We start from the raw sequence: 13,337 nt of genomic DNA, 5'->3' as shown, positions 1-13,337 counted from the left end.
GTGGCGGTGGCGGGTTTGGGTGCGAGGGCCCGCTACCTCCTCGCCACCAGAGGGACCGATGACCGAGATCTCCGAGCCGCGCGCCCGCACGCTCCTGCCGCTGCTGAACACCGTCCGGCACGGCAGCCGCAGCCACGCGACGTGCTTCTACAAGTGCGGCAACGCCTGCGACAGCGCCGTCCCCAACCCGACTGACAACCCGACCTTCACCGACGCCGTCCAGAGCGCGTTCAGCCGGCGCAGCATGCTCAAGGCGGCCGGCATCGGCGCGCTCGTCGTCGCCGCCGGACCGGCCCTCCCGGCCGCCGCCCGGCCCGCCGCCCAGCGCGGCACCGGTGGCGCCGACGGTGCCCTGACGTTCGAGCCGGTCCAGCAGAACTTCCTCGACGAGCTCGTCGTCCCCGCCGGCTACGCCTCCAGCGTGGTCATGCGCTGGGGCGACCCGGTGCTGCCCGGTGCGCCGCCGTTCCGCATCGACCGGCAGACGCCCGAGGCCCAGGCCCTGCAGTTCGGCTACAACTGCGACTTCATCGGGTGGCTGCCGCTCGACGACCGGAACGCCCTGCTGGTGGTCAACCACGAGTACACCGACGAGCAGCTGATGTTCGCCGGTGTCGCCGACGAGGAGGGCGCCGGCGACATCCCCGACGAGCAGAAGCGCATCGCGATGATGGCGCACGGCATCTCGGTGGTGAAGGTCCGGCGGGACGGTCCGGCCGGCCGGTGGCGCGCCACGCGCGAGCGCGACCGCAACCGCCGGATCACGACCGACACACCCTTCCGGCTGACCGGGCCCGCTGCCGGGTCCGAGTACCTGAGGACCAGCGCCGACCCCGAGGGCAGGACCGTCCTGGGCACGCTGAACAACTGCGCCGGCGGGGTGACCCCGTGGGGGACGACGCTGCACGGCGAGGAGAACTTCAACCAGTACTTCGGGACGACCGCGCCGATCAGCGAGGCCACCCAGATGGCGGCGCTGCGCCGGTACGGCGTCAGCCCGGAGGACGTCCCGACCCGCAAATGGCACACCGTCGACCCGCGCTTCGACCTCAGCCAGGAGCCCAACGAGGTCAACCGCTTCGGCTGGGTGGTCGAGGTCGACCCCTACGACCCGACCTCGACGCCGAAGAAGCACACCGCCCTGGGGCGCTTCAAGCACGAGGGCGCGAACGTGCAGATCGCCGCGGACGGCCGGGTGGTCGCGTACTCGGGCGACGACGAGCGCTTCGACTACATCTACAAGTTCGTGTCGAAGAAGAAGTACCGGGCGGGCACCGACCGGGCGGCGCGCCAGCACAACATGACCCTGCTGGAGGAGGGCGACCTCTACGTCGCCCGGTTCACCGGGGACTCGCCGGCCGCCGAGATCGACGGCAGCGGGCGGTTGCCCTCCGACGGGGAGTTCGACGGCGTGGGCCGCTGGATCCCGCTGGTACTGGACGGCCGGTCGATGATCCCGGGCAAGGACGTCGCCTGGGTCCTGGTCTTCACCCGCCAGGCCGCCGACCGGCTCGGCAAGCAGCTGGACGAGAACGGCGACCTCCCCGACCCGGAGAACGTCCAGGTCGTCGACCCGTCGAAGGTGCCCACCAAGATGGACCGGCCGGAGGACATCCAGGTCAACCCGGTCAACGGGCGCGTCTACGCGGCGCTGACCAACAACTCCAACCGCACCGGCACGAACGGCCGGCCGGGGGCGGACGAGGCCAACCCGCTGACCCGCTCGTTCGCCTTCGTGCCCGCCGACGAGGAGGCCGGCACGCCGGCGGACTTCGTGGAGCGCCCGGGCAACCGCAACGGGCACGTCATCGAGTGGGAGGAGCTGGGCTCGGCCACCGGCGACACGTTCAACTGGCGGATCTTCCTCCTCTGCGGCGACCCGGAGTTCCCCGGCACGTACTTCGCCGGGTACGACAAGTCGCAGGTGAGCGCCATCTCGTGCCCGGACAACCTGGAGTTCGACCCGGCCGGCAACCTCTGGATCTCGACGGACGGGAACGTGCTCTCCACGCGCAACCAGGAGGCGGGCACCTTCGGCGGCGCGAACGACGGGCTCTTCGCCGTTCCCACCCAGGGCCCGGAGCGCGGTCACCTCAAGGCTTTCCTGACCGTTCCCATCGGCGCCGAGTGCAGCGGCCCGATGATCCCGCCGGACGGCCGGGCGGTCTTCGTCTCCGTGCAGCACCCCGGTGAGACGACCGGCTCGACGGTCGAGCACCCGTCCAGCCGGTGGCCCGACATGCAGGCGTACCGGCCGTTCCCGCGGCCGAGCGTGGCCGTCGTGTACCGCCCCGACGAGGGCCGCGTCGGCAGCTGAGCGATGCCCCCTGCTCCCCACCGCCCGCGGTGGGAGCAGGGTCCCCGGCCCCCGCGCCGCACGGTGCGGGGGCCGGCGTCGGTCAGGGGAGCAGCGCGTCGATGCGGCGGGCCAGTTCCAGGTCCAGTTCGCTCACACCACCGGCGGAGTGGCTGACCAGCAGCAGGTGCAATCGGCGGAAGCGCAGGTCGACGTCCGGGTGGTGGTCCAGCTCCTCGGCCACGTCGGCGATCGCGACGATGGCGGCGACGGCGTCCCGGAAGCTCGGCAGCTCGACCGTCCGCCGGAGGCCGTCCCCGTCGCCGGACCACAGCGGCAGACCGGGCAGGGCGGCGGCGAGCTCACCGGGGGTGAGGCGAGGAGGGCGCGGCACGCGCCCATCCTCCCGCTCAGCGGCTCAGGTGTGCAGGCCGCACTCGGTCTTGCCGCTGCCGGCCCAGCGGCCGGCGCGGGGGTCCTCGCCGGGAGCGACCGGGCGGGTGCAGGGCGCGCAGCCGATCGAGCCGTAGCCGATCTCCAGCAGCGGGTTGACCGGGATCTGGTGCTCGGCGGTGTACGCGTCGACGACGTCCTGGGTCCAGGCCGCCATCGGGTTGACCTTCACCATGCCGCGCTTGGCGTCCCAGTCGACCAGCTTCGTCCCCGCGCGCGTCGGCGACTCGTCGCGCCGCACGCCCGAGCCCCAGGCCGCGAACCCGGCCAGGGCCTGCGCCAGCGGCTTGACCTTGCGCAGCTCGCAGCACAGGTCCGGATCGCGGTCGTGCAGCTTCGGCCCGAAGGAGAGGTCCTGCTCCGCCACGGTCTGCGGCGGGGTGACGTTGTGCAGCGTGATCGGCAGCACGCTGCTGATCCAGTCCCGGGTCCCGATCGTCTCGGCGAAGTGGTAGCCGGTGTCGAGGAACACCACGTTGACGCCGGGGATCACCCGGGAGGCCAGGTGCGACAGCAGCCCGTCGGCCATGGACGACGTGACCGCGAACTGGTCACCGAACGTCTCGCCGGCCCAGCGGAGCACGGCGAGCGCCTGCTCCACCGGGTCGGCGATGCCCTCGAAGCGGGCGTCCGCGTCGGCGGCGAGCTCCGGCGTCGACGAGAGGGACCGGATCGTTCCAGCCGATGTCATTCCTGGACTCCCGTCCCAATCAGGCGGACGGAGAACGCGCGGAGGCAGGCGCCGCAGCGCCACCCCGTGGCCGACTCCCCGTCGTAGGGGGTCAGCTCCTCGTCCCCGCAGTACGGGCAGTGGAACACCGGCAGCTGCCGGGTCCTTCCCGCCGGCTCCTCCGTCACAGCAACCAGTCCTCCTCGGCGCGGGAGACGTAGTGCGCGAAGGACTCGCCGGACGTGCGGCGGTCGAGGAACCCGCGGAGCACGCGCTCGCAGTAGTCGGCCGTCTCGGCCTTGGTCACCTTGTGGCCGCGGAACTTGCGGCCGAAGGTGGCCTCCACGCCGAGGTGACCGCCCAGGTGGACCTGGAAGCCCTCGACCATCTCCCCGGCGTCGTCGCGGACCATGGAGCCCTTGAAGCCGATGTCGGCGGTCTGGAAGCGGGCGCAGCTGTTCGGGCAGCCGTTGACGTTGATGCCGATCGGCACGTCGAAGTCGGGCAGCCGCCGCTCCAGCTCCGCGTAGAGGTCCTGCGCGTGCTGCTTGGTCTCGACGATCGCCAGCTTGCAGAACTCCAGGCCGGTGCAGGCCATGGTGCCGCGGCGGAAGGCGCTGGGCCGCACCTGCAGGTCGTGCTCGGCCAGCGCCTCGACCAGCGGCTCCACCCGGTCGTCGGGCACGTCGAGGATGACCAGCTTCTGCTGCGTCGTCGTCCGGATGCGGCCCTGCCCGTACTCGTCGGCCAGGTTCGCGATCGTGGTGAGCAGCGAGCCGCTGATCCGGCCGGTGCGCAGCGCGAAGCCGACGGCGTTGCGGCCGTCCTTCTGCCGGCTGACGCCGACGTGGTCGCGCTGGTCGTGCTTGGCCGGTGCGGGCGCGGGACCGTCGGGCAGCTGCACGTGCAGGTACTCGTCCTGGAGCACCTGCCGGAACTTCTCCGGGCCCCAGTCGGCCATGAGGAACTTGATCCGGGCCCGGTTGCGCTGCCGGCGGTAGCCGTAGTCGCGGAAGACCGAGGTGCAGGCGGCCCAGACGTCGGTGACCTGCTCGGGGCGGACGAAGACGCCGATCCGCTGCGCGAACATGGGATTGGTCGACAGGCCGCCACCGACCCACAGGTCGTAGCCGGCCTCGCCCGCCTCGTTCACGACGCCGACGAAGGAGACGTCGTCGATCTCGGGCTCGGTGCAGTGGTCGACGCACCCGGACATCGACGTCTTCCACTTGCGGGGGAGGTTGCTGAACTCGGGGCTGCCGACGTACTTGTCGACCGTCGCGGCGATGACGTCGGTGGCGTCGAGGACCTCGTCCTCGAGGATGCCGGCCAGCGGGCAGCCGAGCATGACGCGCGGGACGTCGCCGCAGGCCTCCATGGTCGACAGGCCGACCGACTCCAGCCGGCGCCAGATCTCGGGGACGTCCTCGATGCGGATCCAGTGGTACTGCACGTTCTGCCGGTCGGTGACGTCGGCGACGTCCCGGCCGAACTCGGTGCTGATGCCGCCGAGGATCCGCAGCGCGTCGCTGGTCAGCTGCCCGCCGTCGATGCGGGCGCGCATCATGAAGTAGGAGTCCTCGAGCTCCTCGGGCTCCAGCACGGCGGTCTTGCCGCCGGGGATGCCCTGGGCGCGCTGGGTGTAGAGCCCCATCCAGCGCATCCGGCCGCGCAGGTCGCCGGGGTCGATGCCCTCGAAGCCGGTCTTCGCGTAGATGTCGAGGATCCGCTGGCGCACCTCGAGGCCGTCGGAGTCCTTCTTCATCCGCTCGTTGGGGTTGAGCGGTTCGCGGTAGCCCAGCGCCCACTGACCCTGACCGCGCTGCGGCCGGTTGCTGGTACGGGTGGGGGTGCTCACGTGGCGTACTTCTTCCTGCGCTCGCCGTCCGCCCGGCAGCTGGCCGGGGGTGCGGGGCGCTGCTGGATCGGGACGCAGCGGGAGGGCTGCGCGGGGGACCTGGGTCAGCGCGCGGCGCGACAGGCGGCGCTGGAGACGAGCGCCAGATCGATGTGCAGACGCGCGACGAGCAGGCTGCCGCGGTCCGTCATGCCGTCGATACTCCCACATCCCGGCCGATCCGCCGTGTGAACCACCCGACGCTCGCACCGGGAGCCCTCAGCCGGGGGCCGGGCCGCTGAACGAGCGCCACGCGGTGTCGATGGCGACGAGCTCGGCCGCGTGCGGCGGGAGCTCCCCGGCGACGACGTCGGCCACGGTGACGCCCTCGAGCACCTGGCGGTAGGCCTCGCGGGCGGCGACCCAGACGCCGGCCAGCCCGGCGGCCGGCCCCGGGTAGACGACCTCCTCGGGGCGCTGGCCGTGCACCTCGGCCAGGAAGCCCTGCTCCACGCGCATGACGCGGGCGATCGAGATCTCCGACGCCGGCAGCGCCAGCCGGTACCCGCCGTCCCGGCCGCGCTGGCTGGTGACCAGCCGGGCGTGCTGCAGGTCGGCGAGTATCGCCTGCAGGAAGCGGTTGGGGATGTTCTGGGCGGTCGCGATGCGGTCGCAGGTCAGTGCCTCGGGCGCGACCGCGGCGAGCTCCACGACGGCTCGGACGGCGTAGTCGACCCGGGCGTTGATGCGCACGGGACCCATAGTGCCGTCATCTGGGAGAGTGCCCTGGTGTTCCAGCTGCGTTTCACCACCATGGTGGAGGCGCCGCTGACCGTGGCGTTCGACGTCGCCCGCGCGCTCGGCCGCCCCTGGCCGGTGCCGCTGGAGGAGGTCGTGTCCGTCCGGCCGGAGCGGGACGTCTACGCGGTCGCCCGCGGTCGCGGCTGGGTCACCCACTCGCGCCGCTTCTCGGCCACCGGCGCCGGCACGCTCGTCGACGAGCAGGTCGACTGGGAGACCGGGCTGCCCGGGGCGTTCGGTGGCGTCGTCGACCAGATGGTGCTGCGCGGCCGGATCGTGCGGGCGATGCGGTCGCACCTCGACGCCTACGCCGCCGCGGCGGCCCTGCGGGCGCACGAGGTGGTGCAGGTCGTCGGCGCGGCCCTCGTCGACGGCGACCGCGTGCTGGTCGCGCAGCGCTCCGGCGGGCGCTTCGACGGCTGCTGGGAGTTCCCGGGCGGCAAGGTGGAGCCGGGGGAGCCGGAGCTGGCCGCGCTCGTGCGCGAGTGCGCGGAGGAGCTCGGCGTCGTCGTCGCGCCGCAGGCGTTCCTCGGCGAGGTGCCGCTGGACGGCGTCGTCGCCGGTGGCGCCCCGGGCGCCTCGACGATGCGGGTGTGGTGGGCGCGGATCGCCTCCGGCCGGCCGGTCGCCCACGAGCACGCCGACCTGCGGTGGGTCGGCGCCGGTGAGCTCGAGTCGCTCGACTGGATCCCCGCCGACCGCCCCCTGCTCCCCGCGGTCCGCGCCCTCCTCGCCCGCCTCTGACCCGCTTCTCCGCGGAGCGTGGGTTCCCGCTGGAAGGCGGGGTCGGTTTGCGCGGAAGGTCGGGAACGACGACGGGCGCCGCTCCCGGGGGAGCGGCGCCCGTCGGCTGACTCCCGGCTACCTCCTCGCGCGTGCGCTGAGGATCACCGGCAGGGTGCGCCTACTTCTTGAAGACGTCCTTGACCTTCTCGCCGGCCTGCTTCAGGTTGCCCGAGGCCTGGTCCGCCTGGCCCTCGGCCTGGAGATCCCGGTCGCCGGTCGCCTCGCCCACGGACTCCTTGCCCTTGCCCGACAGCTCCTCGGCCTTGTTCTTCATCTTGTCCATGCCGCTCATCGCGGTACCTCCGGTGCTCGTCGGTCGTGTGGATGCCGCTGTACCCCCGCCGCGTGACCGCGACACCACGGCTTTCTGACCTGCTGGAAGGCGTCCGGCGAACCCGGCGTAGCGGCCGGAGGACCGCCCGCCCGACCGGTTGAGAGGCGTGGAAGTTACGGTGCGCAGGCGGATCGTGAGCCCAGGTCACAACTCGATGACGTCCGTGGACACCCTCTTCGAGGCGTGCCTAGGGTCCACCCGTCACCGCTGGGACGTCATCTCCCGGTTGTGTTCGGTTCGTGACCAGTCAGTCGTCCATTCGCCCGCGCGGCCGTGGTTCGACCTGTCCGTTCCCCCCGCTGGTGCGGGTCGAGGGAGGCATTGCACGTGAATTTGAGCAAGCGCAGGACCGCGCTCGTGGCCGGCGGCGTCGCCGCCGCGATGCTGCTGTCCGCCTGTGGTGGCAGTGACGACAACGGCGGCGGCGGTGGCGACGGCGCTGCTGCCGACGGCGGCACCTTCAGCGTCTACGTCGGTGAGCCGGAGAACCCCCTCATCCCGGGCAACACGACGGAGAGCGAGGGCCACCAGGTCATCTCCTCCCTGTGGACGGGCCTGATCGAGTACGCCGCCGACGGCGCGGTCGAGTACACCGGCGTCGCGGAGTCGATCGAGTCCGAGGACAACACCACCTGGACCGTCGAGCTCAAGGACGGCTGGACGTTCCACGACGGCACTCCGGTGACCGCGCAGTCCTTCGTCGACGCGTGGAACTACACCGCCTACAGCCCCAACGCCCAGGGTGCGTCCTACTTCTTCTCGAACATCCTCGGGTACGACGACCTGCAGGCGCCGACCGACGACGAGGGCAACGTCACCGGTGACCCCGCCGCCGAGGAGCTCAGCGGCCTCCGGGTCATCGACGAGAACACCTTCGAGGTGGAGCTCGCCTCGCCGTTCGCCCAGTTCCCGGTGACCGTCGGCTACAACGCCTTCTGGCCGATGCCCGAGGCCTTCTTCGAGGACCCCGAGGGCTTCGGCGCCATGCCGATCGGCAACGGTCCGTTCCAGGCCGAGGGCGAGTTCGTCCCCGGTCAGGGCATCACCGTCACCCGGTACGAGGACTACGCCGGCGAGGACCCGGCCGTCGCGGAGTCCGTGGACTTCCGCGTCTACGCCGACCTGAACACCGGATACAACGACCTGCAGGCGGGCAACCTCGACGTCCTGCCGGACCTGCCGCCGGACGCCCTGGCCTCGGCCCAGGACGTGCTCGGCGACCGCTACCTCGAGGCCCCGTCCTCCGGGTTCACCTACCTCGGCTACCCGACCTACGACGAGCGGTTCTCCGACCCGCGCGTCCGTCAGGCGCTGTCGATGGGCGTCGACCGGCAGGCCATCTCCGACGCCATCTTCGCCGGTAGCCGCACGCCCGCCGACGCCTACGTCGCCCCCGTCGTCGACGGCTACCGCGAGGGTGTCTGCGAGTACTGCGAGCTGGACGTCGACGCGGCCAACGCGCTGCTCGACGAGGCCGGCTTCGACCGCAGCCAGCCGATCGAGCTGTGGTTCAACGCGGGCGCCGGCCACGACGCCTGGGTGCAGGCCGTGGGCAACCAGCTCCGCGAGAACCTCGGTCTCGACTACGTCCTCCGGGGCGAGCTCGACTTCGCCGAGTACCTGCCGCTGCTGGACGAGCAGGGCGTGACCGGTCCGTTCCGCCTCGGCTGGAGCATGGACTACCCGAGCCCGCAGAACTACCTGGAGCCGCTGTACTCCACGGCGGCGCTGCCGCCGGCGGGTTCGAACGCCACGTTCTACTCGAACCCCGAGTTCGACGCCCTGATCCAGCAGGGCAACAGCGCCTCGAGCAACGAGGAAGCCCTCGACTTCTACAACCAGGCCGAGGACATCCTGCTCGAGGACATGCCGATCATCCCGATGTTCTTCGACCTCGAGCAGGCCGGGCACTCGGAGAACGTCAGCGACGTGGTGATCGACGTCTTCGGTGACATCGACGTCGCCAACGTCACGCCCACCAGCTGACGTAGCCGCACACCGCAGGCCGCCGCCGGGGAACCCCGCCCAGACCGGGCAGGGCTCCCCGGCGGTCGGCCGCTCGGGCTCGTCCCGCATCATGGACGACGCGTCCGCGCCCATCACAGGGGAACGGCGCGTCCTGACCGAGGAGCGACATGGGCCGCTACATCGCGCGCCGCCTTCTACTCACGATCCCGGTCATGCTCGGGGCCTCTTTCCTGATCTTCGCGCTGGTCTACGCGCTGCCGGGCGACCCCATCCGGGCCCTGGGCGGCGACCGACCCCTCGCACCCGCCGTGGTGGCCCAGCTGACCGACGAGTTCAACCTCAACGACCCGCTCTGGCTGCAGTACGTCAAGTACGTCGGTGACCTGCTGCAGGGCGACTTCGGCACCGACTTCCGCGGCCGCGAGGTGCTCGACACGATCACCCAGCGGATGCCCGTCACCATCAAGCTGGCGCTGGTCGCCATTGCCTTCGAGATCGTGATCGGCATCGTCGCCGGCGTCATGGCCGGTATCCGGAAGAACGGCTTCTTCGACAACGTCGTGCTGGTGAGCACCACGCTGATCGTCTCGATCCCGATCCTGGTGCTCGCCTTCGTCGCGCAGTTCACCCTCGGGTTGCAGCTCGGCCTGTTCCCGATCGCCGGCGTCAACGACGGCTGGTACAGCTACCTGCTGCCGGGCCTGGTGCTGGCCGCCGGGTCGCTGGCCTACGTGGCCCGCCTGACCCGGACGAGCATCGCGGAGAACATGCGGGCCGACTACGTGCGCACCGCGCGCGCCAAGGGCCTGCCCCGCCGGGACGTCATCGTCCGGCACACGCTCCGCAACAGCCTGATCCCGGTCGTGACGTTCGTCGGCGCCGACATCGGCACGCTGATGGGCGGCGCGATCGTCACCGAGACCGTGTTCAACCTCCCGGGTATCGGGCGGGCGGTCTTCGACGCCGTGCGCGCCCAGGAGGGCGCGGTCGTCGTCGGCATCGTGACGCTCCTGGTGTTCGTCTTCATCTTCTTCAACCTGGTCGTCGACGTGCTGTACGCCGTCCTCGACCCGAGGATCCGCTATGAGTGAGCCGAACCTGACGACCGTGGGCCACGACGAGGCCGGGGCCGGCGGCGTGACGGGTGCGACCGACCAGCCGGGCGGGGGTCGCCAGAACAGCCTGTGGAGCGACGCCTGGCGCCAGCTCAGGCGCAACGCCTTCTTCTGGATCGGCGCCCTGTTCGGCTTGCTCTTCGTGGCGATGGCGCTCCTGCCGTCGGTCTTCGCCCGCGGCGTCGACCCGCGCTCGTGCAGCCTGTCGAACTCCAACGGCACGCCCTCGGCGGAGCACTGGTTCGGCTTCGACCAGCAGGGCTGCGACTACCTGGCCAACGTCGTCTACGGCGCCCGGAACTCGCTGATCATCGGCCTGCTCGCCGTCGTCGTGATCCTGGTGTTCGGCGTCCTCGTCGGCGCGATCTCCGGCTTCTACGGCGGGGTCACCGACAGCATCCTGTCGCGGATCGCCGACATCTTCTACGCGCTGCCGCTGATCCTGGGCGCCCTGGTCGTCCTGCGCAGCGGCATCCTGGGCCGTGGCGTGGTCGCGGTGGCGATCGCGCTGGCGATGTTCGGCTGGATGACCGCCATGCGGCTGGTCCGCTCGCAGGTCATCGCGGTGAAGAGCTCCGACTACGTCGCCGCCGCCCGGGCGATGGGCGCCTCCGACAGCCGGATCCTGCTGCGGCACATCCTGCCCAACGCCGTCGCCCCGGTGCTGGTCTACGCGACGATCACCATCGGGGTGCTCATCGCGGCCGAGGCGACGCTGACCTTCCTCGGCGTGGGCCTGCAGGCGCCGGCGATCTCCTGGGGGCTGCAGATCGACACCGGTCAGGATCTGCTCCGCACCGCGCCGCACGCCGTCCTCTTCCCGAGCCTCGTCCTCACCCTGACGGTGATGGCGTTCGTCCTCATGGGTGACGCTCTACGCGACGCCCTCGACCCGAAGCAGCGTTCATGAGCACCGCGTCCACGTCCGTCCCGTCCAGCCCGGCCCGCGGCGCCGGTGCGCCGCTCCTGGAGGTCGACGACCTCCGGGTCCAGTTCCGCACCGGTTCGGGCCTGGTCAACGCCGTCAACGGCGTGAGCTACACCGTCTCGGAGGGGGAGACCGTCGCGATCCTCGGCGAGTCCGGCTCGGGCAAGTCCGTCTCCGCCCAGGCGATCATGGGCATCCTCGACTCACCGCCGGCCGAGGTCACCAGCGGCCGGATCGTCTTCGAGGGGCGTGACCTGCTCACGCTGCCCGAGGAGGAGCAGCGCAGGGTCCGCGGGCCGGGGATCTCGATGATCTTCCAGGACGCGCTCTCCTCGCTGAACCCCGTGTACAGCGTCGGCTTCCAGATCGGGGAGATGTTCCGGGCACACCGGGGCACCTCCCGCAAGGAGGCCAAGCAGCACGCCGTCGAGCTCATGGAGCGCGTCCGCATCCCGGCCGCCAAGGAGCGGGTCAACGACTACCCGCACCAGTTCTCCGGCGGCATGCGGCAGCGCGTCATGATCGCGATGGCGCTGGCCCTGGATCCGCGCATCCTCATCGCCGACGAGCCGACCACCGCGCTCGACGTGACCGTGCAGGCCCAGGTCATGGACCTGCTCAAGGACCTGCAGCGGGACACCGGCATGGGGCTGATCCTCATCACCCACGACCTCGGTGTGGTCAACGAGGTCGCCGACAACGTGGCCGTCATGTACGCCGGCCGCATCGTCGAGCGGGGCACCGTCGACGAGGTGTTCGGCAACCCCGCGCACCCCTACACCGACGGGCTGATGCGCTCCATCCCGCAGGTTGAGGTCAAGGGCGGCCGGCTGCAGCCGATCGGCGGGCAGCCGCCGAACCTGGCCGCCATCCCCTCGGGCTGCCCGTTCCACCCGCGCTGCCCCAAGCGCCGCACCGGTGCGGAGGCCGCGCCCGGTCGCGACTGCGTGGCCGACGTCCCGCCGCTGCGGCTGGTCCTCCCGGGCCGCGAGGCGGCCTGCCACTACAGCGAGGAGGTCCTCGATGCCTGACGACAGCACCGGGAGCACCGCGGCGGGCCGGGCCGCGGAGGCGGACCGGCGAGCCGTGTCCGACGCCGCGGACGCGGCGACCCGCCCCGTGCACGCACCGGGCGAGGTGCTCCTGGAGGTCAAGGACCTCAAGAAGCACTTCCCGCTCACCCAGGGCATCGTCCTCAAGCGCACGGTCGGCCACGTCCGCGCCGTCGACGGCGTCAACCTCCGGCTGCGCCGCGGGGAGACCGTGGGCCTGGTCGGCGAGTCCGGGTGCGGCAAGTCGACGGTGACCAAGATGCTGGTGGCCCTGGAGAAGCCGACCGACGGGCAGATCCTCTACAAGGGCGACGACGTCACGAAGCTGAGCGGTCGCGGGCTCAAGCAGTACCGGCGCGAGGTCCAGATCATCTTCCAGGACCCGTACGCGTCGCTGAACCCGCGGATGACCGTGGGCGACATCGTGGCCGAGGGCTGGTCGGTGCACGCCGACATCGCGCCGAAGAAGGGCCGGCTGCAGCGCACCCAGGAGCTGATGGAACGGGTCGGGCTCAACCCCGACTTCGTGAACCGGTACCCCCACCAGTTCTCCGGTGGGCAGCGGCAGCGCATCGGCATCGCCCGGGCCCTGGCCCTGCAGCCCGAGGTCATCGTCTGCGACGAGCCCGTGAGCGCCCTCGACGTCTCGGTCCAGGCGCAGGTCGTCAACCTGCTCGAGGACCTGCAGGAGGACTTCGGGCTCTCCTACCTGTTCATCGCCCACGACCTGTCGGTGGTGCGCCACATCTCCGACCGGGTCGCGGTCATGTACCTGGGCAGCATCGTGGAGGAAGGCACCGAGGACCAGGTCTACGGCTCGCCCTCGCACCCGTACACCCAGGCGCTGCTCTCGTCGGTGCCGGTGCACGAGCCCCACCTGCGAGGGCTCAAGGAGCGGATCCCGCTCGAGGGCGACGTCCCGAGCCCGGCCAACCCGCCGTCGGGGTGCCGCTTCCGCACCCGCTGCTGGAAGGCGCAGGACATCTGCGCCGCCGAGGCGCCGGCGCTGGTCGACCGGGGGCAGGGCCACCCGTCGGCGTGCCACTTCGCCGAGGCGCGGCACGTCGTCCCGACGGAGTAGCCCAGGAGATCGCGGT

At 71.5% G+C, this 13,337-nt stretch carries 11 protein-coding genes, 1 tRNA gene and 1 pseudogene; 7 read left to right on the top strand and 6 right to left on the bottom strand.

Features of this window, described 5'->3' with window-relative positions:
* The first annotated feature begins 58 nt into the window (after positions 1 to 58).
* The gene (locus O2W17_RS05290; protein WP_269191348.1) at positions 59 to 2,317 is read left to right on the top strand and encodes a PhoX family protein; all 2,259 of its coding nucleotides are present in this window, start codon (positions 59 to 61) and stop codon (positions 2,315 to 2,317) included.
* An 82-nt stretch (positions 2,318 to 2,399) separates the two neighbouring features.
* On the opposite strand, the gene O2W17_RS05285 is transcribed toward O2W17_RS05290, so the two are convergent.
* The 4 genes from O2W17_RS05285 to O2W17_RS05270 form a co-directional block, all read right to left on the bottom strand.
* On the bottom strand, positions 2,400 to 2,690 hold the full coding sequence (locus O2W17_RS05285) for a 4a-hydroxytetrahydrobiopterin dehydratase (protein ID WP_269191347.1): 291 nt from the start codon (positions 2,688 to 2,690) through the stop codon (positions 2,400 to 2,402).
* A gap of 24 nt (positions 2,691 to 2,714) precedes the next feature.
* Entirely contained in the window at positions 2,715 to 3,440 is a 726-nt protein-coding gene (locus O2W17_RS05280) for a phosphoadenylyl-sulfate reductase (protein ID WP_269191346.1), read from the bottom strand.
* 163 nt (positions 3,441 to 3,603) lie between these two features.
* Positions 3,604 to 5,277 (bottom strand): nitrite/sulfite reductase, encoded by a 1,674-nt coding sequence (locus O2W17_RS05275; RefSeq protein WP_269191345.1) that lies wholly within the window; start codon positions 5,275 to 5,277, stop codon positions 3,604 to 3,606.
* Positions 5,278 to 5,535: 258 nt separating this feature from the next.
* Positions 5,536 to 6,018 carry an RrF2 family transcriptional regulator gene (locus O2W17_RS05270; protein ID WP_269191344.1) on the bottom strand — a complete coding sequence of 161 codons (483 nt, stop codon included), beginning with the start codon at positions 6,016 to 6,018 and terminating at the stop codon, positions 5,536 to 5,538.
* Between the two features lie 27 nt (positions 6,019 to 6,045).
* Here O2W17_RS05270 and O2W17_RS05265 point away from each other — a divergent pair, with 27 nt between their 5' ends.
* The gene (locus O2W17_RS05265; protein WP_269191343.1) at positions 6,046 to 6,801 is read left to right on the top strand and encodes a (deoxy)nucleoside triphosphate pyrophosphohydrolase; all 756 of its coding nucleotides are present in this window, start codon (positions 6,046 to 6,048) and stop codon (positions 6,799 to 6,801) included.
* Positions 6,802 to 6,961: 160 nt separating this feature from the next.
* Here O2W17_RS05265 and O2W17_RS05260 read toward each other — a convergent pair whose 3' ends face one another.
* The gene (locus O2W17_RS05260; protein WP_269191342.1) at positions 6,962 to 7,135 is read right to left on the bottom strand and encodes a CsbD family protein; all 174 of its coding nucleotides are present in this window, start codon (positions 7,133 to 7,135) and stop codon (positions 6,962 to 6,964) included.
* Positions 7,136 to 7,558: 423 nt separating this feature from the next.
* Here O2W17_RS05260 and O2W17_RS22280 point away from each other — a divergent pair.
* Positions 7,559 to 8,842: pseudogene (locus tag O2W17_RS22280) on the top strand (peptide ABC transporter substrate-binding protein); the annotation flags it as partial.
* A 64-nt stretch (positions 8,843 to 8,906) separates the two neighbouring features.
* Here O2W17_RS22280 and O2W17_RS05250 read toward each other — a convergent pair.
* A tRNA-Pro gene (locus O2W17_RS05250) sits at positions 8,907 to 8,983 on the bottom strand.
* Positions 8,984 to 9,312: 329 nt separating this feature from the next.
* Between O2W17_RS05250 and O2W17_RS05245 the strand changes: the two genes are divergently transcribed.
* The 4 genes from O2W17_RS05245 to O2W17_RS05230 are packed head-to-tail and all read left to right on the top strand — an operon-like array spanning position 9,313 to position 13,321.
* Positions 9,313 to 10,236 (top strand): ABC transporter permease, encoded by a 924-nt coding sequence (locus O2W17_RS05245; RefSeq protein ID WP_269191340.1) that lies wholly within the window; start codon positions 9,313 to 9,315, stop codon positions 10,234 to 10,236.
* Positions 10,229 to 11,170 carry an ABC transporter permease gene (locus tag O2W17_RS05240; protein ID WP_269191339.1) on the top strand — a complete coding sequence of 314 codons (942 nt, stop codon included), beginning with the start codon at positions 10,229 to 10,231 and terminating at the stop codon, positions 11,168 to 11,170. Before O2W17_RS05245 ends, O2W17_RS05240 begins: the two co-directional genes overlap by 8 nt.
* Positions 11,167 to 12,219, top strand: coding sequence for an ABC transporter ATP-binding protein (locus tag O2W17_RS05235; RefSeq protein ID WP_269191338.1), 1,053 nt, complete (start codon positions 11,167 to 11,169; stop codon positions 12,217 to 12,219). The genes O2W17_RS05240 and O2W17_RS05235 overlap by 4 nt, the downstream gene beginning before the upstream one ends.
* On the top strand, positions 12,212 to 13,321 hold the full coding sequence (locus tag O2W17_RS05230; protein WP_269191337.1) for an ABC transporter ATP-binding protein: 1,110 nt from the start codon (positions 12,212 to 12,214) through the stop codon (positions 13,319 to 13,321). Before O2W17_RS05235 ends, O2W17_RS05230 begins: the two co-directional genes overlap by 8 nt.
* Positions 13,322 to 13,337: the final 16 nt, after the last annotated feature.

Origin of the sequence: Blastococcus sp. VKM Ac-2987 (genome assembly GCF_026967805.1) — a bacterium.
Classification (GTDB): domain Bacteria; phylum Actinomycetota; class Actinomycetes; order Mycobacteriales; family Geodermatophilaceae; genus Blastococcus.
Note: the sequence above shows the minus strand (reverse complement) of the source record. Positions and strands in the feature narration are given on the sequence as shown.

Bases quoted from the DNA above. Each gene is read 5' to 3' on its own strand.
- O2W17_RS05290 (WP_269191348.1), top strand. From the start codon at position 59: ATGACCGAGATCTCCGAGCCGCGCGCCCGCACGCTCCTGCCGCTGCTG.
- O2W17_RS05280 (WP_269191346.1), bottom strand. From the start codon at position 3,440: ATGACATCGGCTGGAACGATCCGGTCCCTCTCGTCGACGCCGGAGCTC.
- O2W17_RS05245 (WP_269191340.1), top strand. From the start codon at position 9,313: ATGGGCCGCTACATCGCGCGCCGCCTTCTACTCACGATCCCGGTCATG.
- O2W17_RS05260 (WP_269191342.1), bottom strand. From the start codon at position 7,135: ATGAGCGGCATGGACAAGATGAAGAACAAGGCCGAGGAGCTGTCGGGC.
- O2W17_RS05230 (WP_269191337.1), top strand. From the start codon at position 12,212: ATGCCTGACGACAGCACCGGGAGCACCGCGGCGGGCCGGGCCGCGGAG.
- O2W17_RS05235 (WP_269191338.1), top strand. From the start codon at position 11,167: ATGAGCACCGCGTCCACGTCCGTCCCGTCCAGCCCGGCCCGCGGCGCC.
- O2W17_RS05240 (WP_269191339.1), top strand. From the start codon at position 10,229: ATGAGTGAGCCGAACCTGACGACCGTGGGCCACGACGAGGCCGGGGCC.
- O2W17_RS05270 (WP_269191344.1), bottom strand. From the start codon at position 6,018: ATGGGTCCCGTGCGCATCAACGCCCGGGTCGACTACGCCGTCCGAGCC.